The sequence below is a fragment of the Candidatus Contubernalis alkalaceticus genome (genome assembly GCF_022558445.1).
GTDB lineage: Bacteria > Bacillota > Dethiobacteria > SKNC01 > SKNC01 > Contubernalis > Contubernalis alkaliaceticus.
Window position 1 is genome coordinate 2,931,149 of record NZ_CP054699.1, and the last position, 24,884, is coordinate 2,956,032.

26 protein-coding genes and 2 pseudogenes are annotated in these 24,884 nt (G+C 38.5%); 7 read left to right on the forward strand and 21 right to left on the reverse strand.

The window, feature by feature from the left end:
- Window positions 1-102: 102 nt before the first annotated feature.
- Window positions 103-375, reverse strand: a complete 273-nt coding sequence (locus HUE98_RS14515; protein ID WP_241421327.1) for an NHLP leader peptide family RiPP precursor — start codon at window positions 373-375, stop codon at window positions 103-105.
- Between the two features lie 672 nt (window positions 376-1,047).
- Between HUE98_RS14515 and HUE98_RS14520 the strand changes: the two genes are divergently transcribed.
- On the forward strand, window positions 1,048-2,085 hold the full coding sequence (locus HUE98_RS14520; protein ID WP_241421328.1) for an NAD(P)/FAD-dependent oxidoreductase: 1,038 nt from the start codon (window positions 1,048-1,050) through the stop codon (window positions 2,083-2,085).
- A gap of 337 nt (window positions 2,086-2,422) precedes the next feature.
- Here HUE98_RS14520 and HUE98_RS14525 read toward each other — a convergent pair whose 3' ends face one another.
- The 10 genes and pseudogenes from HUE98_RS14525 to HUE98_RS14565 all read right to left on the reverse strand — a co-directional run bounded on the left by HUE98_RS14525 (window position 2,423) and on the right by HUE98_RS14565 (window position 12,245).
- Window positions 2,423-2,695: a type II toxin-antitoxin system RelE/ParE family toxin gene (locus HUE98_RS14525; protein WP_241421329.1), complete on the reverse strand. Its 273-nt coding sequence runs from the start codon at window positions 2,693-2,695 to the stop codon at window positions 2,423-2,425.
- On the reverse strand, window positions 2,688-2,957 hold the full coding sequence (locus HUE98_RS14530) for a type II toxin-antitoxin system RelB/DinJ family antitoxin (protein WP_241421330.1): 270 nt from the start codon (window positions 2,955-2,957) through the stop codon (window positions 2,688-2,690). The genes HUE98_RS14525 and HUE98_RS14530 overlap by 8 nt, the downstream gene beginning before the upstream one ends.
- Window positions 2,958-3,281: 324 nt before the next feature.
- Window positions 3,282-4,238 (reverse strand): alpha/beta fold hydrolase, encoded by a 957-nt coding sequence (locus HUE98_RS14535; RefSeq protein ID WP_241421331.1) that lies wholly within the window; start codon window positions 4,236-4,238, stop codon window positions 3,282-3,284.
- A gap of 259 nt (window positions 4,239-4,497) precedes the next feature.
- A complete protein-coding gene (locus HUE98_RS14540) occupies window positions 4,498-5,373 on the reverse strand; it encodes an AraC family transcriptional regulator (protein ID WP_241421332.1) in 876 nt (291 codons plus the stop codon).
- Window positions 5,374-5,484: 111 nt separating this feature from the next.
- Complete coding sequence (locus HUE98_RS14545; protein ID WP_241421333.1) at window positions 5,485-8,835, reverse strand: TrmO family methyltransferase domain-containing protein; 3,351 nt, start codon at window positions 8,833-8,835, stop codon at window positions 5,485-5,487.
- Window positions 8,836-9,020: 185 nt separating this feature from the next.
- Window positions 9,021-9,776 carry an SDR family NAD(P)-dependent oxidoreductase gene (locus HUE98_RS14550; protein WP_241421334.1) on the reverse strand — a complete coding sequence of 252 codons (756 nt, stop codon included), beginning with the start codon at window positions 9,774-9,776 and terminating at the stop codon, window positions 9,021-9,023.
- A 13-nt stretch (window positions 9,777-9,789) separates the two neighbouring features.
- The gene (locus HUE98_RS14555; RefSeq protein WP_241421335.1) at window positions 9,790-10,428 is read right to left on the reverse strand and encodes a TetR/AcrR family transcriptional regulator; all 639 of its coding nucleotides are present in this window, start codon (window positions 10,426-10,428) and stop codon (window positions 9,790-9,792) included.
- 363 nt (window positions 10,429-10,791) lie between these two features.
- Window positions 10,792-11,334, reverse strand: coding sequence for a class I SAM-dependent methyltransferase (locus HUE98_RS14560; protein WP_241421336.1), 543 nt, complete (start codon window positions 11,332-11,334; stop codon window positions 10,792-10,794).
- A 94-nt stretch (window positions 11,335-11,428) separates the two neighbouring features.
- Window positions 11,429-11,623, reverse strand: a pseudogene (locus HUE98_RS18185) (zinc ribbon domain-containing protein); the annotation flags it as partial.
- A gap of 433 nt (window positions 11,624-12,056) precedes the next feature.
- Window positions 12,057-12,245, reverse strand: coding sequence for an SPOR domain-containing protein (locus HUE98_RS14565; RefSeq protein WP_241421337.1), 189 nt, complete (start codon window positions 12,243-12,245; stop codon window positions 12,057-12,059).
- Between the two features lie 80 nt (window positions 12,246-12,325).
- Here HUE98_RS14565 and HUE98_RS14570 point away from each other — a divergent pair, with 80 nt between their 5' ends.
- The 3 genes from HUE98_RS14570 to HUE98_RS14580 are packed head-to-tail and all read left to right on the forward strand — an operon-like array spanning window position 12,326 to window position 14,304.
- Window positions 12,326-12,709, forward strand: a complete 384-nt coding sequence (locus HUE98_RS14570; protein WP_241421338.1) for a GntR family transcriptional regulator — start codon at window positions 12,326-12,328, stop codon at window positions 12,707-12,709.
- A complete protein-coding gene (locus HUE98_RS14575) occupies window positions 12,699-13,571 on the forward strand; it encodes an ATP-binding cassette domain-containing protein (protein WP_241421339.1) in 873 nt (290 codons plus the stop codon). The genes HUE98_RS14570 and HUE98_RS14575 overlap by 11 nt, the downstream gene beginning before the upstream one ends.
- Window position 13,572: 1 nt before the next feature.
- Window positions 13,573-14,304: a hypothetical protein gene (locus HUE98_RS14580; protein WP_241421340.1), complete on the forward strand. Its 732-nt coding sequence runs from the start codon at window positions 13,573-13,575 to the stop codon at window positions 14,302-14,304.
- A gap of 516 nt (window positions 14,305-14,820) precedes the next feature.
- On the opposite strand, the gene HUE98_RS14585 is transcribed toward HUE98_RS14580, so the two are convergent.
- The 10 genes from HUE98_RS14585 to HUE98_RS14625 all read right to left on the reverse strand — a co-directional run bounded on the left by HUE98_RS14585 (window position 14,821) and on the right by HUE98_RS14625 (window position 22,713).
- Window positions 14,821-15,861, reverse strand: a complete 1,041-nt coding sequence (locus HUE98_RS14585; RefSeq protein ID WP_241421341.1) for a YheC/YheD family endospore coat-associated protein — start codon at window positions 15,859-15,861, stop codon at window positions 14,821-14,823.
- A gap of 915 nt (window positions 15,862-16,776) precedes the next feature.
- Entirely contained in the window at window positions 16,777-17,283 is a 507-nt protein-coding gene (locus HUE98_RS14590) for a CPBP family intramembrane glutamic endopeptidase (RefSeq protein WP_241423573.1), read from the reverse strand.
- 18 nt (window positions 17,284-17,301) lie between these two features.
- Window positions 17,302-17,850: a TetR/AcrR family transcriptional regulator gene (locus tag HUE98_RS14595; RefSeq protein WP_241421342.1), complete on the reverse strand. Its 549-nt coding sequence runs from the start codon at window positions 17,848-17,850 to the stop codon at window positions 17,302-17,304.
- A 19-nt stretch (window positions 17,851-17,869) separates the two neighbouring features.
- Window positions 17,870-18,349, reverse strand: coding sequence for a helicase domain-containing protein (locus tag HUE98_RS14600; RefSeq protein ID WP_241421343.1), 480 nt, complete (start codon window positions 18,347-18,349; stop codon window positions 17,870-17,872).
- 48 nt (window positions 18,350-18,397) lie between these two features.
- Window positions 18,398-19,654 carry an MFS transporter gene (locus HUE98_RS14605; RefSeq protein WP_241421344.1) on the reverse strand — a complete coding sequence of 419 codons (1,257 nt, stop codon included), beginning with the start codon at window positions 19,652-19,654 and terminating at the stop codon, window positions 18,398-18,400.
- A 754-nt stretch (window positions 19,655-20,408) separates the two neighbouring features.
- Complete coding sequence (locus tag HUE98_RS14610) at window positions 20,409-21,191, reverse strand: DUF4153 domain-containing protein (protein WP_318036561.1); 783 nt, start codon at window positions 21,189-21,191, stop codon at window positions 20,409-20,411.
- A gap of 12 nt (window positions 21,192-21,203) precedes the next feature.
- The gene (locus HUE98_RS14615) at window positions 21,204-22,022 is read right to left on the reverse strand and encodes a hypothetical protein (protein ID WP_241421346.1); all 819 of its coding nucleotides are present in this window, start codon (window positions 22,020-22,022) and stop codon (window positions 21,204-21,206) included.
- Window positions 22,015-22,248 carry a helix-turn-helix domain-containing protein gene (locus HUE98_RS14620; protein WP_241421347.1) on the reverse strand — a complete coding sequence of 78 codons (234 nt, stop codon included), beginning with the start codon at window positions 22,246-22,248 and terminating at the stop codon, window positions 22,015-22,017. The genes HUE98_RS14615 and HUE98_RS14620 overlap by 8 nt, the downstream gene beginning before the upstream one ends.
- 15 nt (window positions 22,249-22,263) lie before the next feature.
- Window positions 22,264-22,446, reverse strand: a complete 183-nt coding sequence (locus tag HUE98_RS18190; RefSeq protein WP_407080324.1) for a DUF2975 domain-containing protein — start codon at window positions 22,444-22,446, stop codon at window positions 22,264-22,266.
- Window positions 22,447-22,449: 3 nt separating this feature from the next.
- Window positions 22,450-22,713: a hypothetical protein gene (locus HUE98_RS14625; RefSeq protein WP_241421348.1), complete on the reverse strand. Its 264-nt coding sequence runs from the start codon at window positions 22,711-22,713 to the stop codon at window positions 22,450-22,452.
- 599 nt (window positions 22,714-23,312) lie between these two features.
- On the opposite strand from HUE98_RS14625, the gene lepB reads away from it, so the two are divergent.
- The 3 genes and pseudogenes from lepB (at window position 23,313) to HUE98_RS14640 (ending at window position 24,816) form a co-directional block, all read left to right on the forward strand.
- Window positions 23,313-23,906 carry a signal peptidase I gene (gene lepB / locus HUE98_RS14630; protein ID WP_241421349.1) on the forward strand — a complete coding sequence of 198 codons (594 nt, stop codon included), beginning with the start codon at window positions 23,313-23,315 and terminating at the stop codon, window positions 23,904-23,906.
- A gap of 171 nt (window positions 23,907-24,077) precedes the next feature.
- Window positions 24,078-24,479, forward strand: a pseudogene (locus tag HUE98_RS14635) (formylglycine-generating enzyme family protein); the annotation flags it as partial.
- Window positions 24,439-24,816, forward strand: coding sequence for a polysaccharide deacetylase family protein (locus HUE98_RS14640; RefSeq protein ID WP_318036562.1), 378 nt, complete (start codon window positions 24,439-24,441; stop codon window positions 24,814-24,816). The pseudogene HUE98_RS14635 and the gene HUE98_RS14640, both read left to right, overlap by 41 nt.
- The last annotated feature ends 68 nt before the right edge of the window (window positions 24,817-24,884 follow it).

Here is a 24,884-nt window from a genome sequence, read left to right on the forward strand (position 1 = left end):
TGTCAATTACGCTTCTCTTTGACGATGCATATTTATTGTTCAATGATTATACTTCTGTCTAACTTTAAGGTAATTAATCCACCACATAAAGTGCCTGGCAATCTACCAAAGCGGTAGTTCTAAAGACAGAAAAGTACCACCTGCAACCCCTTCTAAGTCCTGGTCACTCAATTCATCCAGTTTCTGTGGAATAACCAAATGGAACTGCCGGGCGGTGTTCTCCACTGCATTCACCTGGACTCCTTCTGGTATTTCTACCCCTTCCTCCTTCAGCGTCTCTTTTGGATGTGCTAATAACTTGGCTTTGAACTCTGCGTCGGACCATGCCTTTGCAATAATCTGGCCCATTTTCTTATTCATTTCTTCTCTGTTCATTGATAAAACCTCCTATTATTGCTTTTCTATAATACTTTACTTTACAAAGCACTGGTTAAATCTCGGGTCAAGCTGCTCAGATGATTCATATTTAGCTTAAATTATTTTGGTTCAAGTAAAAAGGATATATAATATTTCTATTAATACTCATATAATCCTGCCTAAAAATGGTTTTGAAAAAAATAGCCCTCATTTAAAGGCATGTTCTAATATTTACTCATACTCATAAACATCATAAAGACGGTACTGAATAAAGAATCCAGTACCGTCTTTGATTTTTTATTGACAATACTATTTGTAGAAACAGAAACAAAAACAAATTAATCTAGCTAAAGCGGGGATGCTGATAACATAACTATTGTTTTTGAACAAGCAAAAACCCACCATTTCCTCTTCTGTTTCTTAAGATACTTGATCGCTTCATTACACTTTTGCTTTTCAAAGGTCTGAATTTCTTTAGGGCTTTTTACTCCAGTAATACTCGAGAGATTCTGGAAATTGCTAGGGGCAAGGGCCGGAATCTACACTTATATCATTATCACAAGTTAAACACGCTGTTGAACAGGGATTGTGGGATAAAGCAGTAAATTGTGATATAATTCTCTGAGACTGATTTGTTTTTCGTTATTTTGCTGCATACTCTTTATATAATTTTCCACAGGAGAAACTAAGATGTATGATGTAGTTATAATTGGCGCAGGCCCAACAGGCTGTACAGCCGCACGGGAGTTGGCCTGTAATGGATATAAAGTATTATTGGTTGAAAAATTCAAGCTGCCAAGAAACAAGTCCTGCTCGGGTATCCTTATTAAGAAGTCAATGGATTTGGTCCGGCAATACTTTGGCGAAGATACGCCGGAGTTTACCATGTGTAAGCCTACCGATAACCGGGGCATGATTTTTACCAGCGATAAAGGAGAGTACCGCTTTAAACAGGAAGGGTTAAATATTTGGCGCAGCTCCTTTGATTACTGGCTAGCATCTAAAGCTGCCGAAGCCGGCGCCGAATTGCGCGACGAAACCGCCACCCTGTCATGTAAGGAACAAGAAAACTGTGTTCTTGTAAATCTCAAGGGCACTTCTATATATTTCGAAAAGGCAAAAGTAGTTATTTTATGTGATGGTGCAGTAGGCTCTGTTAAGCGAAAACTTACTCGTACACCCCAAAGTTATATAACGACTTATCAAACCTTCAATAAAGGTTCCATTGATTTGGATCATCACTATTTTTATGCCTATTTGCAACCCCATCTTTCAGAATATGATGCATGGTTTAATGTAAAGGATGATTATCTCATTTTCGGTGTATCAGTTAAAGATACAAGTATACTTGAAGATTATTATTCCAAATTTATTACCTATATGGGAAAACAGCATAATGCAAAAATAGAAAAGCAGGAGAAAATAGAAAAATGGCTTATGCCACACATTATGCCTGGATGTCCTATAGAATACGGAAACAGAAAAGTGCTGTTTGCAGGTGAAACAGCAGGATTTCTAAACCCTATGGGCGAGGGCATTTCGGCAGGAATGGAAAGTGGATATGCGGCTGCAAAGGCAATTGAGAAAATAGATTTGAACAGCCATATAGATTTAGTGGAGCTATACACTTTTTATCAGAACAACACTTTTGCATTGAAAAATTATATGAAACGACAATGGAATTTTGTTGCCCATATGTCTGGGACATTCAACCACATGAAATTATGATCATAATTATTAACTTTGCATTAAGCTGACCTCGATGAAATTACTTCAGCTATTGTCATTTGCACTAACGCTTTATCATCCTCATGCTGCAAAGTGATATCATGAACCACTTGACTGGATTTTTGAGATTGAAAAAAGAAACAAAAAATTTGATTTACATAGATGGATTTGGAAGAAAAAAGGATGACCATTGTCTTGGTTAGAAAAACAGGGGTTTTAGATAGTAACCCGAAACCTTTGTCTTTGAGAAATTATCATCGTAATAACGCAGGATGACCGGAGATTCAGGCACTTGCCTTCGTCAATTTACAGAATCTCCCGGGCATTACCTAGAGGATTAAAACAAATCGCTATGGGTTCCTATTCGCGTAAGTGACAAGGTTAAGATGTCTTTTTCAATTTTATAAATGAGCAACCAGTCCGGTGTGATATGGCATTCGCGATGCCCGCCATAGCTGCCAACAAGGGGATGGTCAAGATACTTTGCGGAGAGAGGCTTTTCTTCAACCAGAAGGCGTAGCACTTCTTCAAAAAGCTTAACATCATAACCCCGCTTTATAATGGTTTTGAAATCTTTTTTAAAACGGCTGGAGTATCTGATTTTAAGCATGCAAATCCTCCATCAACGCATCGACGCTGTCAAAGGATTTGCTCATGTTGCGGTTGTTGTTGACATCATCAATTGCAGCCATGGTTTCAGCATTCGGCTTTTCAATACGAAGGTCAAAGGGAATACCTCCGTAGCGAACGGAATAACGCAGAAACATGTTCATAGCAGTAGACATATTGAGTCCCAGTTCAGAAAAAATAGCTTCTGCCTGGCGTTTTAATTCTTCATCAACGCGTATGTTAAGGTTTGTTGTTTTGGCCATAATAATCATCTCCTTTTCGTATTTTGATTTTACTTTATTATTCACAGATTGTCAATAATATATACAATAATTCATGACATTGCAATTACATTGTCATTACATTTAGTTCTTTAAAAATTGCCAGGGGCAAGGACCGAAATCTCCCGGGCATCAAGCATCCATTGAAATTTGCAGCTGGTCAGCAGCTTCTTTTCTTGTGAAAAAGACGCTGTTATTAATTTGTAAGGCAAAAACCATTAACCGCTGACAAAAGTATAGCTGTCCATAAACGATGAGGATATAAAAAATTAATAGGTAAAGTGATAACAAGGTTCACCCTCAGTATTACTTTATACCTTCAAGAAACGCTTTAGCCTCCTCAGCAATTATATCTGCTTTATCATAATGGACATAATGACCAGTGGCAAGCTGCATATACTTTCCAAAAGTAATATTAGAAAGATAATCAGATAATGCTTCTTTCCAACCCATCGCACTAGTCTCTTGGTCATCGGAAATAAAAAAGTACATGGGGGTGTTGATAGGAACTTCATTTTTTGCTACTGTTTTGGCATTATCTTTCAAATAATTTATTTCTCTTAACATATCTTTTGAAAAAGAACTTTTATAAAAAACAGCTAAATATTGATCTTTATCTTCTTCTGATATTTCATTTGATTTCATTAGAGGCAAATTTTCACCTACTTCAGATTCCGGTATAAATCTGGATAAGCCTATTCTTGATATAAAATACATAAAATATAGCTGTATTTTTTGAGGTTCAGGAATTAGATTTATTGTTTCAGGCGTACATGGGTCCAAGCCAATAATTGCTTTTACTTCATCAGGATATTTTTGAGCCCAATATATTGCCTCTAATCCTGACATGGAATGGGGAAAGAGTACATAAGGAGCCTTCTCCCCTGAAAGCTCCAGCATCTTACGGGTTTCTTCAAGCATTGTATCTATATCCCTTGGACTATTTGATGTCTCACTCCAGCCATAACCTGGTTTCTCTACTACTGCAATCCTGTAGTCATCTATCATCCTCATCCATAAGGGCTTAAAATCCAATGTTGGATTGCTGGTGCCGTGCCCCGCCATAAAAACAATTGTAATATCTCCTTCGCCTTCTGTGTATACATGTAACTTTTTATCATTTACTTCTACAATTCTTCCTGGTGGCAGATATTCTTGAGCTTCTTCTCTTAATTGATTATTATGGTTAATTTTAAGTGCAAAAACAATAATGACTGCTATGAACAATATAATCATTATTATAATTCCTAGTATTCTTAACATTTTTATCTTCCTCCTCACAACCGCACTTTATCTTGCTATTTCAATCTATTTTATCTCTCATCATAAATCCTCGTTGTATACTATTTTAAGGCTACGCTTGATTATTCTAGCTGCCATAAACAGCCAAATAGCCAAGCTTAGTCTACAAACTCACTTTTTATCTCTTTTTTTTAGGGTATAAGACCCCAACCTCTAAGCGTTAGCGTAGGTGGGGCTTATAATCAGGTGGAGTAGTGTCTCCACCTGATTCCCCGATGTTTCAGCTTGCTGAAACGAGTTCACTTTTTGTAATCGGCAGCCAAACCTCACATTTATAATTTGGTGAAGATATATCCCCCGCTGGGTACACTTCTATATCCGGGGCATCTGCGTACTCATACCCTGATGTCGGCAACCACTCTGTGATAATTCGCTTCTGTAGGTCCTGTATAGCATTTGGCATAGGTCCGATACATTCAAATACTGCCCAAGTAGTTTCTGGCACTTCATATTCATACATATTTTCTGGAATTAGTTTGTCTGTTGCAGAAGCAATATAATAATCAAAATCTTTACCATTCATACAAGTACTAACACCCAGTACCCCTAATGGTTCCTGATTCGATAATTTGCTGATTTCAACAAACACGCCGTTTTGAAATACCTCACCCCAAAATTGCGGCACTTCCTTAAAGTTTTCATCGATATCCAACTCAAAATGCTTTTTAACTCCCACAATCCGAAAGGCTTCTTTTTTCTCAATTTTGTAATTCACTTCCACATCTCCTTTAATTGAAATCAAGAAGGTCATACGTGGATAGGCTCTGAGACTAATTCCCTCATTTTTCGCGCCGGATGGCGATACACCATGTATGTTCTGAAACGCACGTGAAAATGAGGTTGGTGAATCATACCCGTATTTCAAAGCTAAATCTATAACCTTTATGTCACTGTTTTGCAACTCAAATGCAGCTAATGTCATGCGTCTTCGCCTGATATACTCAGCTAGTGAAACCCCTGCTATATATGAAAACATTCGCTGGAAATGAAAAGATGAGCAACAGGCAATCTTTGCGGCCTGTTCATAGTCTATTTTATCTGCAAGGTTATTCTCAATATAGCTTATTGATTGATTTAGCCTGTCCAGCCACTCCATCGTAACAACTCCTTGTATCTAAAGTATAAGAGATTAGAATTCTATTGTCCTCTCAATTTATGCACAAAAAAGCGAGGTATCTCAAACCCTTCTTTTTAAAACCATTCACCTTTATGGATGTACAGTTTTTTTAATTATTCTGCCCCAACCTTTCCTCATAACATATCCACCAAGGTCTCCACCTACAGGACCCATTTCAATTAAATAGTCTGCCTGTCTGATAAGTAAAGGATTGTGTTCTATGACAATAACTGTCGCACCTTTTGCCGTCAACTCATCAATGATAAAAAGAAGTTTTTTTACGTCCTCGTCATGGAGACCGCAAGAAGGTTCATCCAGTATATAAATGGCACCCTTTGTCTTGCCGGTACAAAGCTCCTTTGCAAGCTTTATCCTCTGAGACTCACCTCCTGACAAAGTAGCAGCGCTTTGACCTAGCTTGATATATGAAAGCCCTACTTTGTCCAACATATTAAGAATTTCATAAATTTTTATTTCGTATTTAAACAACTCTTTTACTTCACCAATTTCAAGTTCCAATAAGTCTGAGATGGAGTATCCATTGTATTGAACAGTAAGTATTTCATCCCGATATCTCTTGCCATTACACTTCATACATTTGACATAAATATCCGGCATAAAGTGCATTGGTATTGCTATTTCACCTGCGCCCTTGCACTCTGCACATTGTCCCTTTTTGCTATTAAAACTAAAGTGTTCCTTTGTTAACTTCATCTTTTTCGCAATAGATAACTTTGAGTAAAACTCACGTATTAAGTCAAACACCCCTGTATAAGTTCCTGGATTTGATCTGGAGTTTTTGCCAATAGCCTTTTGGCTAACATAATATATATCACTAATGAAACCTAACCCTTCTATCCTGTCATACCCCCCTGTAAATTCAGCATTTTTTCCAAATTCTTTCAAAATCGCTGAGTATAAAGTTTTAGATATCAGACTGCTCTTCCCTGATCCACTAACGCCAATAACACATGTAAATGCAGAAACAGGTATAGAAATATCAATGTTCTTAAGATTGTTCGTTCTTGCACCTTTTAATACAATTTTTTTATGTGAAGCCGTCAATTTTTCATGGATGTCATAATCAAAATCATCTTGAACCGTCGAATGGCTTTCTCTTACCTCACCTGCACGTATAATTTGTCCACCATAGTGACCAGCTCCAGGACCCATCTCTAACCAGTAATCTGCCATATCCATAAAAGCTTTTTTATGCTCTACAACAATAATTGTATTCCTTTGTTTTTTTAAGTCCTTTATGGTTTCAATCAGAAACGTATAATCCCTTGGATGTAATCCCTTTGAAGGTTCATCCATTATATAAAGAATATTAGAAATTCCAGAGCCAAATTGTGATGCAATTTTGAGCCTTTGTGCTTCTCCACCAGATAGAGTGGGGATGCTTCTATCAAGATTAAGATAGCTTAATCCTACTTGTTCAAGTTTTTTGAGTTTGCTAATAAGCTTTATGAAAATACCCTTACTTTTTTCTCTCTGATTATCGTTTAATTGATTATAAGCTCCATGACACCATCTTTTTAACCTGGTTATGTTCATCATGGTAGCTTCCGGATATCTTGTTGAACCTATTCTTACCAAGCGTCCTTCTTCAAGTAATCTCTCCCCTTTACATCTGCTGCATTTTTTATTCACAATATATCGTTCAATATATTTCATAGAACCGTCCGCGCTATTGTCTTTTAAAAGCCGATTCAGAGTATTTACAACACCCTCTACTGGTCTGGTTATTGTCCCATTCCTGCCATTTGGATTTTCGTAGCTTAAAGTTACCTCCCGGCCATCACTCCCATAGAAGATCTGTCTTTTGAACTCATCTGAAAGATTTTTAAAAGGCAGCTCGAGGTCTTCGTTCATATCATTCGCCAATGCCAGGACTTCACCCTTCATCCAATTGGCATTGGGCTTTTCTCTATGCTTTCTTAAATTTCCCCACCAAACAGAGGCCCCATCCAAGATTGATGCATCCGGATCACTAACAATTAAATCAATGTCTATCTGAAGCTCTTCCCCAAGCCCTCTACACACAGGACACATGTACTCAGGATGATTATAATTAAAAATGGACGGTATAAGCTGGAAATAAATCGTCCCACAATCGTCACAGACATTGTTTCTTGGAATAATTGAATTGCAATTTGGGCAAATCCTCTCACCAATAGTTGCAAAGAGTAATCTAAGATAATCCCCTATTCTTGTCACTGATGCTACTGTTGATCTAGGATTAGTTCCAAGATTTCTCTGCTCAATGGCTATAGCTGGCTGAAGCCCAGATATCTTGCCAACCATTGAATCTTTCAAATCACTGTAAATGGGGGAATTAGACGCAACCAAATCAATAAACTGTTTTTGGCTCTCGTGATAAATTGTATCAAAGGCAAGACTTGACTTTCCGCTTCCGCTGACTCCGGTTATAACGGTTATCTTCTCCTTTGGAATTCTAACTGTAATATCTTTTAAATTGTGCAATCTTGCACCCTCTACAACTATTTCATTCACACTATGGTCTATTTTTTCAAAACTTCCCTCGCCTTCAAGCTCTTTAAAAAAAACGTCTTCACAAAAAAAGGGATTGTTATCCTCTTTAGAATTTAAAGATGTATTATTCCTTGAGTCATCATGAAAAACTTTATAAGGAGTCCAATGCCTCAACCATTCTGGTACGATTATATTTTCAGCCAAATCTCCCCTATAGGGCATAATCTGCAAAATAGCTGAGTGCTCAAAGCCGTCAAAACCTAAAACAGACAAATTATGATTATACTTGTCTACTTTTTTTACTTCAACAACTGTTGAGGCAATAGGATTTGGCCTGACAGGCGACCTTGTGGCAAACACACCAGATTTTGGTGCGTTTTCATACGGCGGATTACACATTAAGTGACTACGGTATTTTTTATCATCAAACTTGTGAAACCACCATAATACTCTTACAAAATCACCAGTATGTACTTGTTCAAGTGATTTTTCAATTTCGTTTGCGGTGAAGCTTTCCGTTTCACGAATTTGAATAACCTCACTATTATTAACATATAAATATTCTCCAACAGGCTTTCCCTTAAATAAAATGGGTGTGAAGTATTCATGATCGATGCTGTCCTTATTCACATAACAATTAACAACCTCTTCACAAGGAAAGTACGGCTTTATATCTACCAAATCTCCCTTGATATCATGACTTTCTCCTTCTATTTCAATAATCAAGTCCCCAGTTTTTTCGTTAAGTTCTATGATTTTTGAAGTATAACAATAAACCCCATTCTCATCCTTGGTAAATATAACACAATGACTAAAAAGATTTAGTTTAATCAGAGCATTTTTAAATTCATTTTTAATACTGATTCTAGTTGGGTTGTTGTGTACACCTTCATAATTCTTGAGCACTTCATATTGTCCGATTAATTGAAATTCTATCTTTTTCATCCGCAATCTATCCTCTATCCTTTCCCTTTAACAAAGGCTACTGGAAATTGATAATAGCCCTTGCAAAATTCTTTCCATCCCTACTTTTGTAGCAAGAGACCATTTAGACCAATCACTTAAAATATATGAAATTACTTTTTTAAATTAAAATAGTATCTATCTATAATCAAACATAGGAATCTAATTTATAACTTTTTCATATAATTACATGCCATTTTACTCATTATTTTTCCAAGCTTGATCGGGAATAAATAGGCTAACCTTACCTGTATCGGTTGTATTAAAGAATGGCAAATAAAAAAGCTCTTTTTATCAATATTCTTTGCTAATCCAATTCCAACTTTTACGGGGTCTGCTTTAAATTCATTCGGAACAGGTAATGGGTTGCAAGATGAGGTTTTGGTAAGAGGCGGATGCATTACATGAAACGTTATCCCTATACTTTGATATTCTATGTTAAGACATTTTGCCAAACATTCAATTGCAGCCTTGCTTGATGCATAAGCGCTGATGTTTTTAAATCCTGTTATTCCTACCCCTGATCCTGTAAAAATGATTTTGCCTTGCTTTTGTTTTTTCATGATAGGCAAGACTGCATTTGTAAGATTAATGGCACCATAAAAATTTACGTTATAAACACTTTCGAAGTTATCCTTTGATGTTTTCTCAAAATCTGTAAATAAACATTTACAGGCATTATGAATGACATAATCTATAGACCCAAAAAACTGATTAACTTCTGATGTCAGTTCTTTTACCAGTTCTGCATCTGCAATATCGCAAGTGAAGTAAACAATTTTATCCTTATATTCCCTTTTAAGCTGTTCAAGATTACTTGTATTGATGTCTAAAACAGCAACCTGTTTCCCATCTTTCAGCAATTGTGAAACCATATAAAAACCTATGCCCTCGTTTGCCCCTGATATCAGAACAACTTCCATCACGCACCTCCTTTTAAATTTGAGACTTCTGTTGAATTCCTTCTTTCAGTAACTTAATGGATTCATCCACCAGATTTTCATACATATTTTCATCTAATTTGTCCATATCCTCAAACCTATCTCGCATATAATCAGACAAAGATACAGCAATGCCTGTTATCAGATGAGCTGTAAAAGAAATATTTAAGTCAGATCGTATTTCATTACGAGCTATATCTTGAAGTAAAAGGTTTTCAAGAAACAAATTGCTATTTTTTTTGCTGTCTCCCAGTATTATTTCCTTAAGTTTTGAGTTTGCATTTTTCAGAAATCGGTCTGTTAATCCTGACAGTTTGGGATTATCTTTTTGAAAAACTAAACTGCCAAGAAATAATGCCCTAAGTAATTTAAATAAATCCATATTGTTTAAATTAGATATTAAATCGTTAAGATATTCCAGCTTCTTTTCGCTTGCCATTGTCATGATAAACCGGAAAAGGTCTTCCTTTCCCTCAAAGTATTGATAAAAACTACCCTTAGCTATTCCTGACATCTCAACAATACGGCTTATACTGGATTTTTCATAGCCATACTCATAAAACTCATCAGTAGCTATTTGAATAATGAAATTTTTCTTTTCCTCCGGTAAATTATTAAATGTTTCTTTTGGCATTAGCTTATTCCCTCATTTCTAGATTTCCTGCCTTTTAAATATATACAATGTTATTACTGTTACCATAATAGCCAGTACTTTAATGAAGGCATAAAAAGCCAGAAAAAGCCAGAACTACATTTAATACTTTAAATAAATTCAATCCCATTACAATAAACACCTTTCGATATAAACAATATAATGTGACTTAATAGTCATATGACTATTAAGTCACATTATATTCCGTAGATGTTCTTTTGTCAATAGTAAATCAAAAAATTATTATTCAACCTATTTAATCGGTAAGCAGTTTTCTAATTAAATAGATCATTTTGCTTACAACGGAGGGTGCCTTGCCTTGGTAAGTGCCCATTTTGTACAACATTAACTTTTATAATGCCTTGCTTTTATCAGAAGAAAATCCGGCTTATGATAATACTTTTTGTACGAAGGATATCGTTCCATAATCTTCTCCTCCGGTAATGGTTCTAACACTTTTTCTATTACAAATCCTGCTTTAATTAAGGAATTAAAAATCGACGAAAATGTGCGATGATACTTAATTACACCATCGACAATCCATCTTGTTTTTCGTTCACCCAACAAACTGTAATCTGTTAAGTTGTAATGAATAACATTCCCTTCATTATCTCTTGACCAATAATTTTCCTTCAGCAAGGCTATAGCCAACGGATGTTCTTGTGAAAATACAAAAAGTCCGTTATCCGTCAGTAAATTATATACACTACTGATTAATTTGTCGAAATCCTCTATGTAATGCACAGCAAGAGAACTAGCCACAACATCAAATTTTTCATTTATAGCTGTTAAATCACTCATGCTCATTTGCATAAAATTTACGTTATCGCATTTATTTTCTTGATTTGCAACTTGAAGCATTTTTTCAGAAATATCAATTCGTGACATCCTCACGGGGTCAATAGACCCGTGCATCCTGGTAGTTCAGGATGACAGATCAACTTTCAATCCTTTGGTTTGCGCCAGTTACAGGGTTAAAACGTTAACTGACGATACTGAGCACTTCGCCTAGGCCATGCCACATGGCATAATTATCGTTTTTTAAAAAATTAAGCACCAAGTTAATATCACGTTCCACTTTAAAGCCACACTTTGGACAAAGGTAAACCCTTTTGTGTGGTGGCATCTGCTGTTGGCTGCCGCAACCGGAACAGGTCCTGGTTGTACCCCTCTCATCGAATTCTTCGACCTACTGAGCGTTCATAATGGCTTTGTAACGCAGGTATCCGATGAGTTTCTTGGATTTTCATTACATATTAACTGGCTCCGTTGAAAATTCAACAATTTCATATTATACCACTATAGAGCCAACATTTACACAATGAATATCGTAAGACAGAGCTGACGCATGAAAAACCTTTTTCTATATTTTTTTTTCGACTGCAACTCTTCTTTTAACATAAAAATATTTAACAATTAAAGAAATATCTACATTTTTGCCCCCGACGTATGAGGAAACATATCAATCGGTTTTTCGCTGATTTTTAAGAAAGCGAGGTATAGGGGAACAAGTCCATTGTAGATGAGTAAGGGATTAGTTAAGTAAATTCCCCTCATCTCAACTGGCTTATGTGCTACCAAGTAAGTAATACAATGCACATCTCAGCCTACTAAAAACGTTGAAAATTAAGACTGGGGGGACAAAAGGCCTTGATCTTTTTCAGCAAGGCTTCTGCATTTTCTTTCTTAGAGAAAGCTCCAAACTGAACGCGATAATATTTATTCTTATCAGTAACCACTTCCAACTCCTGCGTCTCCTGGGTTATCAATTTAAGTTCGTCTCTATCCACCCAGGTCATATTCCCCAAAGTTCTTGACAAGAAACACTTAAGCCTATATACTTATATATATAGCTATATAACCATATAGGTGGTGAGACTTGTTGACAATCCTACATGACAGTAAGCCCATTTATCTGCAGATTAAAAATATGATAGAGGACCAGATTGTTAATGAACAACTACAAGAGCATGACCAAATACCTTCAACAACACAGATGGTGCATTTTTATAAAATAAACCATATTACTGCAGCGAAAGGAATTAATTTACTAGTTGATAAGGGCATCATCTATAAAAGACGAGGTGTGGGCATGTTTGTGGCCGATGGAGCTAGATCAAAACTAATACAGGATCGCAAAAATGCATTTGCAGATAGTTACGTATTACCAATGATTCAAGAAGCCAAGAAACTGGGATTAACAGACAATGATGTATCTAACTTAATTAATTTCCTAAGGGAGCGTGATGAGGATGAATCTTGATGTGGTCTTGAAGGATGTTTGTCTCAATTATAAAACTTTAAAAGCGTTGAAGGATGTTTCGTTTTCCCTTTCACCAGGTAAGATATATGGCCTCATGGGGAGAAATGGAGCTGGTAAAACATCCCTGCTTTCATTGCTTGCTTCATATAGACAACCAAGCTCCGGCATAATTCGCATAGGCGGCGAAGAACCATTTGAGAACCGGAAAATCATGTCCAACGTAAGTTTCTCCTATATGACAGATTACAGTGATGAAGATGAGCAGGTATCGTGCTATCTTGAATTCTCTGAACGTTATCGGCCTGATTTTGACCTGAAATATGCAACAGAACTAGCAGCTCAATTTAAATTACCATTAGATAAACCAATTAATAAACTCTCAAGCGGAAAACAGTCGGCATTAAATGCAACACTTGGCCTGGCAAGCCGTACCCCTGTTACAATTTTTGATGAAGTTTATGTGGGTATGGATGCCCCTGCCCGTGATCTCTTTTACAGAGAGGTATTAGAGGAACAGTCCCGGCACCCAAGACTTATAATTTTATCGACTCATCTGGTGTCTGAAATGGAGTATTTATTTGATCACGTATTAATCCTGGATCAAGGAACTCTAAAAATTGATAAGCCCATCGACGAAGTAATGAGCAGGGGCGCATCTATCACCGGCGAAGCAGAGTTAGTTGATAGTTTTGTCAGCAGCATGACACAATTGAACACAAAACAACTTGGCAGCACAAAGTCGGTGATGGTCTACGAAGATATTACTGAAACACAGCGTTTTGAGGCAGAAACGCTTGGGTTAGAGATTGGTTCCGTGGCTCTTCAAGATTTATTTATCCACCTAACTCGTGAGGAGGAATAAGATGATGAAATTTATTAATTCAGTAACGGCAAAAATAATAATAGATCTATATTACATTCAAATGAAACCGACACTTTGGTACATTCCAATTGTCACGGCCGCTAGCCTTATTCTGCTTCAATTTGTTCCTGGGATGCAAGAAAATGGCTTGAATCAAATGTCCATGATCTATCAATCATCTAAAATTTTTATGCTGGTAATTGGTATCATTTTCTGTAACGCCTTGCTTTCCTATTACGTAAAAAACGGCATTACAAGAAAAGACTATTTTCTTGGTTCAGCAATAGCTGCGGCTGTAGTTGCATTCAGCATAATGATTATCTCAGCAATCATTACCGGAATATTACAGCTACTCGGTGTATTCTCAAATAATTCACCGGGTGGAATTCGGCTTGAGTTCATTGAGAATACATCTTCTACTTGGGTCATCCCCGTGATTGCCCTCAGTTTAATCCTTCTATGTTACTATATTGCAGGCTGGACTATTTCTGTCGGGTTTTATCGATACGGAAATTTGGGGGGATTTGGCTTTATTGGTATCGCCATTCTCTTCGTCTCTATAATGGATCTTCTATGGGAAGGCAGCCTATCTCTTCCTCTGTTGGCATCGATTAGCATCCCAGTTCCATATCTTACCGTTCCGCTATCGATTATTGGCACCTTGATTCTGATTTTCTTAGGATTATGGCTTATCCGCTCGGTAACTAAGCAAATGCCTATTAAAATCCAATAGCGGTCGAACTAGTAAAAAGTGTACTCCATGGAAGAACAGAAAAAGATCATGTTATTAGATCCAGAACCAACAGATAGAAAGCTGATTCGGCAAATTCATCTATCTCCTAACTACTGAAATGGGTTTGTATTCAGAATTATAAGAAATATGTGAGTGTCATATTTCTTCTCTTCATTATTCAAATTAACAAAGAAATCTTCTTGTGATTTTGGATATCCCTTATTTGTTTAACCAAATTTGACCATGATTTACCACAGCATTGGGCACCAGATTCTTGTAAAACTTTGTTAGTATTTTCTAAACCTATACTTTCCTCCATTCTTTCCATTACTATTTCGATATATTTCGTTTGCTCTTTCTTAATAAATTTGGAAATTCTGAAAAAAATCCTACTATAAAGTGATATTGGTTTTGCACCTTATAGTAGGGTTGCTCCTTTGTGTCATTTATTTCAATGTGAAAATATCGGCCCACTCTGGCTATATTAATTTGCTAAAATACAGTTAATCTTTACTATTAATACTCTCCTTCATTTCTTGTGCCTCCTGCTAGATAGAAAGCATACTCCAGGGGCCTCCGGTATACTCTTGCGCTAAGTTCCTCGTCTTTCAGCCTGTCAATCAATATCTTTTGAGGTTTACCATTTGCCTCTATAATCCAAAGTTTGCCTTGAGAGTCCACTCCGAAGTCAACGCTGATTTCTCCCATATGCCTGAACTCTTTCTCTATAATGACGGCTGTCTTGAGGCTGATGTTTTTAATTTGCTCTATGATTTCTTCTGAAACCAGGTTATCCTCCGCAATTAATTTATCAAAGCTTTTTACTCTTCTCGGTGAGTTTGTCAGGTAATAATTTGCTAAAGATTGCCGGCTACAGCCGCCCGAAACCTCCCACTTCCCAATGCCGTTTTTTTGTACAACCATCCGGATATCGTAAACCTGCTTATCTTTTTCCTCCAGGTTAATGAACTGCTGCAATATAAAATTTCTTGTACCGGTTATTTTTTTTATCTCTTCAACAAAATCTTTTTCGCTGGTTGTTGTTAAGCGGGGAATGCTGGTCTTAAAAAACAATTGTAGTTCGCTGTTGGGAGCTAGTTCTAAACAGTAAACGCTGCGCCCTAAATAGCCCCTGGAAGGCTTGAGAACTAACTTTTTGTATTCGCGTAACAGATTCAGCATATTTTCCTGACTGTATCGGTAGGTATCTGGCAGGTATTTATGAATTTCACTATTTTTTAAGATGCAGTAAATTTTCCATTTGTCGAACCTGGTTATATGATTAAAAACTTTGCCCCTACCGATAATTCTTTCCAACTTTTTTGCCAACGAACTTTTGGATGAATAGCATCGATTGTAGACTGCCAAAGGAAAAGAACAGTAAGTTTTTTTCCATACTCCATCACTGAACAATAGCCCTTTGATTTTTTGCTCCTTCCATATAATTTCGGAAGGCCTAAATAATAACAGACTTGCTCCCAGGCATGCCACACTTTCATAGCGGGAAATAGGTCTAGGGTTTTTCAGAACTATGCCAATTTGCGGGTTTTCTCTCATATCAATCACCTGTTATATTATATGCATTTTGCACCTGTTTTGTAATTAATTAATCAACAAGATAATAGATAATTTGTAACATATTCACCCGCTGCCTAATAAGATATACCAACAATATGAAAAGGAAGGTGGTTAAACATTGGGCATAAATAATAGAGTCTGCGGTTGCCGGTGCGATGAGCTTCTTGGAGTCGGTACTGAGTTCGAAATTCAAATAGGAGATAATATTCGCGTTTTTACTACCGGAGGTGCCGCGGGCCCGCAACCTTTTATGGGGGAGTTAATAGCGGTAGAGGAGAACACTATTGTTCTTAATCCCGTCGGACAGACAAATTTTGTTCGTTATTGCTGCGCTCAAATCACATCAATAGAACATGACCCCTCCATGAATGGCTAAGTACTTTTAGGTGTGTCAACGCTTTCCCATCCGGTTTCATGCGTTCGGCACCCAAAAAGGGGGACCACAGAAAATAAGGGAGGCAGAGAGATAGTTCTTCTGCCTCCCAAAAACGTACCGATCAACCTCCAGTGTTTAAAAAACTTGAGTGTACTTTTTTGAAAAAATCGGTTTAAACACTTGAAAAAATGTGGTGTTTGTTGGTATTCATGCCTTGCATTTTGAATCTCTTTATCATCTTAGCGAGAAGACCCCTTCCCCTAAGCAGAGCGAAGGTAGGGGATGATTCGCTTTTCTTTTAAAAAAACACTATACAAACATATGTTCTAAAATGTATAATATTACTATATAAGCTACGTTTAGGAGGTGCATCTCAAGTGGAAAAATGATTTTTTTCCAAACAGGATCTATAAAAAAGACTTCTTAAGTAGGAGTAGTTCAATTTGCAAGACAATTCTCAATGGGGACGGCAGACTGGAACCTTTGGCAAAAAGAGCAGGAGGAACGTCAGACTGCCTTTAATGGAAATAAAAGAGGGCTCCTAATCCCGAAAAATCCAAAACAATATGGGCAACGGTAACCCAGCGTATCGACCTGGTTTTCCAGGCAACCCAACCCCACATTAAACCAAGAACCACCGCAAATAAAACCAGTGAATGGGCTCCGCCCGGGTAACTGCTTGTCAGCACGGACTGTGGTGCATAATGCCAGATACCAAACCATACTGCCGGATAAAGATAGCCCCACCAAATGCTACCTGGAAAAACCTTGTAGTAAGCCCCTCGCCATAGAATCTCCTCGCAGATTGCGTTAATAACTGCAATTACCATTGATAAAACAATAATTATAGCCGTGGCCTTTGGCAGCTGCAATGGAAGCGCATAGGCCAGAGTAAATAGTGGAAGTATAAACAAGAGTATCGCACCCAACCACTTAGGTTTACCTAGTGGTTCAGTTGCTTTACGAAACATGCTGAAAACAGATTTCTTGCCAAACAGCCAGAGCGGAAATATCAGGCACCACACAACCTTCAAACATATTATTTAACCTCCTTGCTGAACATCTTCTTCCGGTTGAACTTGCGTTTCTGTAAGAAGAAGGTCAGCTAACCTTTGACCAATCAAAGCTTTAAAGGCGAAAGCTATATCCTCAACCTTCCAATTAGATGCAAAAACTCCCTCGCTGGTTCCCTTCCCAATGACCTGTTGAACCATAATCATTGAGCGACCTTGCCACGCTCTAATTTTGTCAGATGTTGGTCTTGCCAATGTTGGCAGCTCCTGAAACAAAATTTTGTAAAGTGTGAAATTATTTTGTAACCTGGTGATAGAGGCTGCCGCTAATATTTCCAATTGAGTCCGTATTGAACCTTCCAATGGATGTTCGCTATCTTCCTCTACTACTTCGTGTATTAGTGAATAGAGAATATCTTCTTTTGATTTGTAATACTCATACAAGGTTGTTCTTGCTATCTTAATGGATGAAGCAATATGTTCCATGGTAGTACCCTGAAAACCTTGTCGTGAAAACAGATCCAGAGCGGTCTCCAGTATTTCTATCCTGCGCTCCTCTGCGCTTTTGTAACTTCTCATCAAGTTTTAACATCCTCTCTCAAATGGTATGATGACGTTTGAGAAGAAGTTCGCCGGTGACGGTGCCTTCTTCCGCTTCATAAGAAACTTCTCCCAGCCTGCCATCGTAATAAACACCGGCAATAGGAGCGCGCCAGTCGATAATCAGCGGCTCGTGGTCATCTTTAAACAGGGAAAGTTTCCCTATGTAATATTTTGCGGGCTGTTTTTCCCGATGATCCCGAAAGTCAATTCTGCTGAAGTAAGGTTTTGCTTTGGCCCGTAAAACTTTTTCCAGGCTCTCCCGGCTGTAATCTAGATATTTGGCATTAACAAGTATTGTAATGTAACTCTGACTGCTATCCAGATAATCCAGGTTTATCATGGCTTCCTTGATCTCATGGGTGCTTGATTGTTGTTTCTTGTAAATATCCTGAATATAGATATCCATATATTGTATAGTAGACTTCAGGCGCCTGGTTTCTTTCAGATAATCCGGGTGTTTTTTTAGAGATGTCATCTTTGCTCCTTGTCTTTAGTTTCTTGTATATTTTAATAGAGGCTTAACTTACTTGGCAGTTATCTGAAGGGGTAAAAGGCGGCCTGAACATAACACCAGCAGCAGCGCTGCAGCAGCCCCCGCAGCGCTGAGCTGTATCGCTCTGCTCAGTCCCACAGCCACAGACAAAAGCCCGGTAAGATAGGGGCCGAAGCTGTAGATTACGGTGTACGCGGTACAAAATAGTCCAAAGCCAGCTCCCCGGTTTTGCTCAGGCATACTTTTCAACACATAGGCGTTAATAAGCATATTGGCATTTAAGCTGGTAGCCCCCAGCGAAATCAATATTAACAGCAGCTGCCAATGGGCACCGGCCAACGTAAGTGCATAGAAAAAAAGCACACTAAGAAGCAGATTAACAATCATAATCCGCTTACTGCCAAAACGGTCAGCCAACAAACCCAAGGCGATTTTTGTGGTCAACCCGGAAACAGCAATCAAAGCGAACATGGTGTTGGCGCTTTCAAAGCTATATCCTTTTTGCTCCACCAGGAACGTGGGAATAAAAGCATTGACCCCTGTCCAAGAAATGGCCCCCAGCCCTCCCACCAGAGTACTCCAAATCAAAAAGCGCTTAATAAAGGGATCATGAAGCATACCTAAGGGCTTTATCATCTCCCTAAACAGTTCCCTGAACCCTACCCGTGAATGGCCGCACGCATTGTAAGACGACAGCCCATCAATAGACCGGGCTTGTTCCAGCCGTTGTATCATTTCCTGCCTACTCCCAAAAAGCAATGTAATACAGAAAAGTGCCGCACCAAGAACTATAAACAGGCATGGCCAGTTTAAATAAAGCACAAAAAAGGAGACCAGAAAAGGGGAAATAATACCTGCCACCATTCCAAAGGATTCAAAAGCAGCGGTGGCTAAGGATGCACGGTGTTTTGTCCCGATAAGCACGGCTAACGTATATCCGGCTGTAACATAAAGTCCACTGCTTACTCCCAGTAAAAATGTAAACAAGGCAATAATGAAAAAACTGCGAGAAAAAGCTACAGCTAGAAATGAGACAGCCATAGCCAGGCTCCCAATGATTATTGTCTTGGTGCAGCCCCATTTATCCGCCATAACCCCGGAAGGATAGCGGGCTAATGCGTATCCGAAAAACACAAGGGTTACCAAAAAACCTACGGCTGCGTTATCAATGCCAAGTGCTTCCCTTAACGGCAAAATAAGAGGCGGGTATATAGATTTGGTTAAGGCCTGAAAGAAAAAAATCAGCGCATTTATAGTAAAGGCAAAGCCCGCTGTTTTTTGATACATTCTATATCCTCTTTTTCATCAAAAATACTCTTTTAAACTATAACATAAATGGTAACTCTCCTCAAGTTACGGATAGATAGTGCCCGGATATTACTATGGCGCTGGCCAGGTGAATTGCATCAAAGCCCCGTAAACGGTAAATAATGGGTATTATCAATGTCCTCCCTAGGTGTCTAGATATACAACCTTATTAATCAATCATTTCAAATTTCAGTTGTTTATCCCTATTTATCTCTTTTTTTTAGGGTATAAGACCCCACCTCTAAGCGTTAGCGTAGGTGGGGCTTTTAATCAGGTGGAGTAGAGTCTCCACCTGATTCCTCGATGTTTCAGCTTGCTGAAACGAGTTCACTCGCTTTTTTCTTAAGCAAAGACCAAAAGCTAAAAATGCTACTAGAGGTAAAATGCCTTTCAATGAATTACTTCATCGGTTCAGTTTTTCGAAATACTTTAGTGCTTTAAAGTTGTGGTGACTGGCCCGAGATGGTTTGATTAATTAATAATTGTGCCTACAAGATGTTCTCTCTCTTGCTCATCCACCCGCACCCTAAAATAGTGCCAGTATCTCAGGGCATCAGTATATGTAAGAGAAACAGGCAAATTATAAAAAACATCTCGCTTTCCATTGCCAAAGGAGAAGTTTTAGCTGCATGGGAAGCAACAGAGTAGATTGAATTTGATAAACACTGGGTAGATTATCAGAATTTTCTAAAGGTAATTTAATTGATGTTTGCCTGCGATACCGAAATCTGGGTTATGGCCATGCGGTTTTTTGCCGGGCGCGTAAACTTTCTAAACTGTCCCAAGGAGTAGCGGCAACCCTTGCTGAACGCTGCTGCTGGATATTTAGGAAGAGTTTTAGCTGCTCCCGCAGCAGAGGGTCATCGGTTCGGTTGTAAACCTGCAGTGCCGGTTCTACCCCGGCAGGGCCTCCATGGTATAAGATATCAACATCAAAGCTGCTGAGTGTTCCCGCAAAATAACGTTCTGCGTTGTAATGGGCCACAAGTCCGTCAGGATTGAAGAGGCAAAGCAGGCAAAGCATCACCGCCCCTGTGAAGGCAGCAAGCCGTAAAATAGAGAATTGGTGTTTTTGCATGGCAATTACCGCACCGCAAATAATGGCCAGGAATACCAGGAAAACGCTGGGGAGCAGTCGGCGGACAGAAAGTCCATATGCCCCGATATAAAGGCCCATTTTGCTGAAGGCGGTTGAAATAAACAATAATGTAAGCAGCGCCAATAACACATTGAAAATTTTCAATACGGGGCTGACCAGCCGTTGTTTTTTCGAGAAAAGGTTTGCTGCCGTCAGCAGTGATATATTGATGGCCGCTATAGCACACAATTCAAAAAAACCTTTGCGTGCGTATTGGGAATAAATCAACCAGCCCTCCGGCCGTTCTCCCATAAAAGCGGAGAAAAAATAGGGCAGTTGGCTGATGATAAAGACAACATACAAGCCGCATACCAAGCCCAGCAGAGTGTAAACCGTGACCATTGGCAAAAACCTTAGGGATGAGAGATTCTTTTCCAGATTGTCTTTTTTTTAGGATAAGGGGAAGAAACCCCTCTTATGAACACTGCCTGCCACTAATCCGAAAATGTAGGCTGCTGTCGGAATAGCGATAATCAAATGAAAGATTAGTTCTGCAAATTCATTTCTCATGCCTTGGAGGTATTGCAGCCCGTTGCTTGTAATTATGGCAAAGCCTCCGCTGTCAGCCTCTAGCAGCAACGGTAAAATCATACCCCCGATGATTAACGCGAAAGCAATTCCAAGTGCTATGGAGAAAATTTGATATATTGTCGCTGTTTTCTTTCTTCCCAAAAAGGTGAAGCTCTTAAACTGGGTATCAAAGTTTTTAAATGGAATGATCAGCAGGCCATTAAGAAAATCCAAGATAATAAAATTACTGGTTCTTCCCAGCAGCGGCAGACCTGTCGCGCATATCACCCAGTATACTGCGCTAAAGAAAAACATTAAGCTGCGCCATGGTTCCAGGCCATGATTATTCCAAAGAGAAAAGCTGATCCCGTTAAGCGCCGTTACTGCCAGCCAAAACCAGCCTTCACTTGGAATCATCACATCTTTTTTTCGAAAATATATAGTAATTGCTCCTAAGTAGCCGGCGGAAAAGAACGTTACGCTCCATCCCTGCCAATGAAACAGTACCCACCTTACGAAAAGAAATCCTAATATAAAGACAAAGATAGCAAAAATACCTTCTTTTTGATCCGGTTCAAATGGTTCTTTTAAGGTGGATACGGGAACAGCGGGATTTTCTTGGTGTTTGTTGTAATGTTCCCTGAATTGCTGCTCAATATTGCCCGAAAAGACGTGCTCATTGCTGGATGGATCATTCATCTGACTTGCATCCCCTTTTTTTTACTGCTCTGTATTCCAGGATGTCTCCCGGTTGGCAATCCAGTGCAATACAAATGGCCTCTAATGTGGAAAACCGAATTGCTTTGGCTTTTCCGGTCTTGAGGATGGAAAGGTTGGCCGGGCTGATATTAATGATTTCGGCCAGTTCGCCGGAGGACATCTTTCGCTTGGCCATCATCACATCCAGATTAACTACGATTGGCATATTGTCCTCCCCCTTTTAAATGGTGTAGTCAACCTCGTTTTGCAGTTTAACGGCTTTTGCCAGCACATTTTTCACAACACGGACAATCAGCCCCATAAAGGCAGCTGCAATGGATACAAAAACCCACGGGAAATAGTAGAAAGCGGAAACTACGCCTATGCCCGCACCTATAAAACAGCTCCAGGAAATTCGTCGCAGGTATTATACGTTATCTGTGATAAACACTTGCTCCTTCTCAATCCTTCGCAGCAGTCCAAACAGATTGTAAAGCAGGATTCCCGCCGGGATGGCTCCAATATAGATTGTGGCAAGAAAGAAAGGAGCAGCCCACAGCAGTTCTGCCCGGGAAAAACCCAGAAACCACCGCGTCAGCCATGGAGCTGTTACCATGGTTCCGATCAACCCTAACATAAAAATAAGCAAACACAATTTGCTCAGGTTGAGGGAATTTTTGTCATTCCACATCGCTTCATCCTCCAATCGGATAAAATTGCTTTATTGGGTGCATTATAGCATAAATAATATTGATATACAATATAAAAATATCGAAAAACAATAAATAATTTTTTTAATTTTCTTATTATTTTTATCCTAATTTTCTTATCTCCTTAAATAGGCCCTCTGTTCTCATTCCTTTCATCATCCTTTCGTTTTTTATAGCTGGTGCATGCGTCTGGGCAAAACGGCGGATCTTGCTCATGGCAAAGAATTTTTTTTGACTAAAAGTGTAAAAAAATATTAGCGTTTTGCCACAGCGTTGGTGCATGAAAACACAGGAATATAGGGGGGGAGGGACGGTTCTTTTATGTTGAAAAGGGACAATAATCCTGCTATGCTTAAGAAGGGTTAACTGGAATCAGCTTTGCAGTCATACGGGATATATAATGGATGTTATCTGGGGGGACTCTCTAAAAGTTAATTATAGGGATATTCAGGACGATATTTAAAACCGATGATGGCAAGCAGCACAAAAGAACCGTCCCCTCGTGTTTCCCTCCGGGGAATGAAAGTGATAACAGGAAAGGCAACGGTTAAAAATCGAAGAAAAGGAGTGGAGCAAGTTTATGGTCAGCCGAAAGTTAATTAATGAGCTCATTGATTGGATTAAATCTACTGTTTTAGTTATGGTCGTAACGATGATTATTACTATATTTATTTTTCAACCTTATAGAGTTTACGGCAGTTCAATGGAACCTACTTTTCATAAGGAGGGGGATATGGTTTTAGTTTTCAAAACACCTTATTTCTTTGACATTGAACCTGATTACGAAGATATAGTGATGATTGATAGTAGAGTTGAAAGAGAAAGGACCTTTAAAGATGAAATTGTTAATGCACCAATTATTAACAAAATATCGGGCGTTGACAGTGATTATATTTGGATTAAACGAGTTATCGGCCTGTCAGGTGACATATTAGAATTTAGAGAGGGTGGAGTATTTCGAAATGGCCTTTTGTTGGTGGAGGACTATATTAAGGAAGAAATGATTTGTATGGACGAAGTAGTTGTAGTTCCTCAAAACCATGTTTTTGTTATGGGGGATAACAGGAATGCCAGCAGGGACAGCAGGCAGGTAGGCCCAATCCCTCTTGAAAATGTTCAAGGTAAAGTATGTATTAAAATCTTGGGCATTAATTTAGGCAGAGTGAGTCAGTGAGTCAGGGGACGGTTCCTTGACTCACTGACTCAGTCCATCTTTGGCCCTGATAAAAAGAATTGTTAGGATTTCTTTATGCATTTGTAAGATGGCAGTATTGATATAAATTAAGGAGGCAGTGGAGTTGCCCAATGAAATAAAGAATTATATTAAGAATCATCCCTTCCGCTGGATGAAAATCAGAAGCCAATTGTAAATGTTTCATGGAATAATGCAATTAATTCCTGCAATTTACTTTCTTAGAAAGCTGGATTGAAAAAATGTTATTTTAAAGATAATAATGGTAAAGATATTATCTGTGACTGGGAAGCAGAAGGTTATCGTCTTCCTTCAGAAGCAGAGTGGCAGTATGCTTGTAAAGCAGGAACAACAGGGTATAGATATGGAGAGCTTGGTATGATTGCATGGGTTAAAGATAATTCAGGAGGCAAACTCCAAGAAGTAGGCAGAAAGGAACCAAATGCATGGGGCCTGTATGATATGTTAGGGAATGTTAGGGAATGGTGTTGGGATATATATGATAAAGAAATATATGGTTCCTATCGAATTTTTCGTGGTGGTGGCTGGGCAGAAAAATGTGTTGCTGAATGAGGTGTTTTGTGATGATGGCCCTACGGAGAAAACCTGTGAAATTTTGGAACTTCTGGAGGGCTTGGAGGTCAAAGCAACATTTTTTGTCACCGGCAGGGAATTAGAACAGTATAAAGAGGAAGGGAAAAATATTGTATCAGCCGGTCATGAGTTGGGAAACCATTCTTATTCGCATAAACGAATGGTATTAAAAACGCCCTCATTTATACGAAAAGAAATTGAATTAACGAACCAGTTGATTAGAGAAGCAGGGTATCAAGGGGAGATTCACTTCAGGCCACCTAATGGAAAAAAGTTAGTTATTTTACCTTATATTTAAAGACAAAAACAAATTAAAACCATAATGTGGGATATAGAGCCGGATTCATGGTCAGAAATTGCCTCCAG

Coding starts and splice junctions, on each gene's coding strand:
- HUE98_RS14550 (WP_241421334.1), bottom strand. CDS start 9,776: ATGGAAGTTGTTCTGATATCAGGGGCAAACGAGGGCATAGGTTTTTAT.
- HUE98_RS14580 (WP_241421340.1), top strand. CDS start 13,573: ATGATGAAATTTATTAATTCAGTAACGGCAAAAATAATAATAGATCTA.
- HUE98_RS14515 (WP_241421327.1), bottom strand. CDS start 375: ATGAACAGAGAAGAAATGAATAAGAAAATGGGCCAGATTATTGCAAAG.
- HUE98_RS14600 (WP_241421343.1), bottom strand. CDS start 18,349: ATGACATCTCTAAAAAAACACCCGGATTATCTGAAAGAAACCAGGCGC.
- HUE98_RS14560 (WP_241421336.1), bottom strand. CDS start 11,334: ATGTCACGAATTGATATTTCTGAAAAAATGCTTCAAGTTGCAAATCAA.
- HUE98_RS14525 (WP_241421329.1), bottom strand. CDS start 2,695: ATGCTTAAAATCAGATACTCCAGCCGTTTTAAAAAAGATTTCAAAACC.
- HUE98_RS14555 (WP_241421335.1), bottom strand. CDS start 10,428: ATGCCAAAAGAAACATTTAATAATTTACCGGAGGAAAAGAAAAATTTC.
- HUE98_RS14615 (WP_241421346.1), bottom strand. CDS start 22,022: ATGAATGATCCATCCAGCAATGAGCACGTCTTTTCGGGCAATATTGAG.
- HUE98_RS14640 (WP_318036562.1), top strand. CDS start 24,439: ATGGTTCCTATCGAATTTTTCGTGGTGGTGGCTGGGCAGAAAAATGTG.
- HUE98_RS14545 (WP_241421333.1), bottom strand. CDS start 8,835: ATGAAAAAGATAGAATTTCAATTAATCGGACAATATGAAGTGCTCAAG.
- HUE98_RS14605 (WP_241421344.1), bottom strand. CDS start 19,654: ATGTATCAAAAAACAGCGGGCTTTGCCTTTACTATAAATGCGCTGATT.
- HUE98_RS14625 (WP_241421348.1), bottom strand. CDS start 22,713: ATGTGGAATGACAAAAATTCCCTCAACCTGAGCAAATTGTGTTTGCTT.
- HUE98_RS14535 (WP_241421331.1), bottom strand. CDS start 4,238: ATGTTAAGAATACTAGGAATTATAATAATGATTATATTGTTCATAGCA.
- HUE98_RS14585 (WP_241421341.1), bottom strand. CDS start 15,861: ATGAGAGAAAACCCGCAAATTGGCATAGTTCTGAAAAACCCTAGACCT.
- HUE98_RS14565 (WP_241421337.1), bottom strand. CDS start 12,245: ATGACCTGGGTGGATAGAGACGAACTTAAATTGATAACCCAGGAGACG.
- HUE98_RS14575 (WP_241421339.1), top strand. CDS start 12,699: ATGAATCTTGATGTGGTCTTGAAGGATGTTTGTCTCAATTATAAAACT.
- HUE98_RS14595 (WP_241421342.1), bottom strand. CDS start 17,850: ATGAGAAGTTACAAAAGCGCAGAGGAGCGCAGGATAGAAATACTGGAG.
- HUE98_RS14530 (WP_241421330.1), bottom strand. CDS start 2,957: ATGGCCAAAACAACAAACCTTAACATACGCGTTGATGAAGAATTAAAA.
- HUE98_RS14620 (WP_241421347.1), bottom strand. CDS start 22,248: ATGCCAATCGTAGTTAATCTGGATGTGATGATGGCCAAGCGAAAGATG.
- HUE98_RS14520 (WP_241421328.1), top strand. CDS start 1,048: ATGTATGATGTAGTTATAATTGGCGCAGGCCCAACAGGCTGTACAGCC.
- HUE98_RS14540 (WP_241421332.1), bottom strand. CDS start 5,373: ATGGAGTGGCTGGACAGGCTAAATCAATCAATAAGCTATATTGAGAAT.
- lepB (WP_241421349.1), top strand. CDS start 23,313: ATGGTCAGCCGAAAGTTAATTAATGAGCTCATTGATTGGATTAAATCT.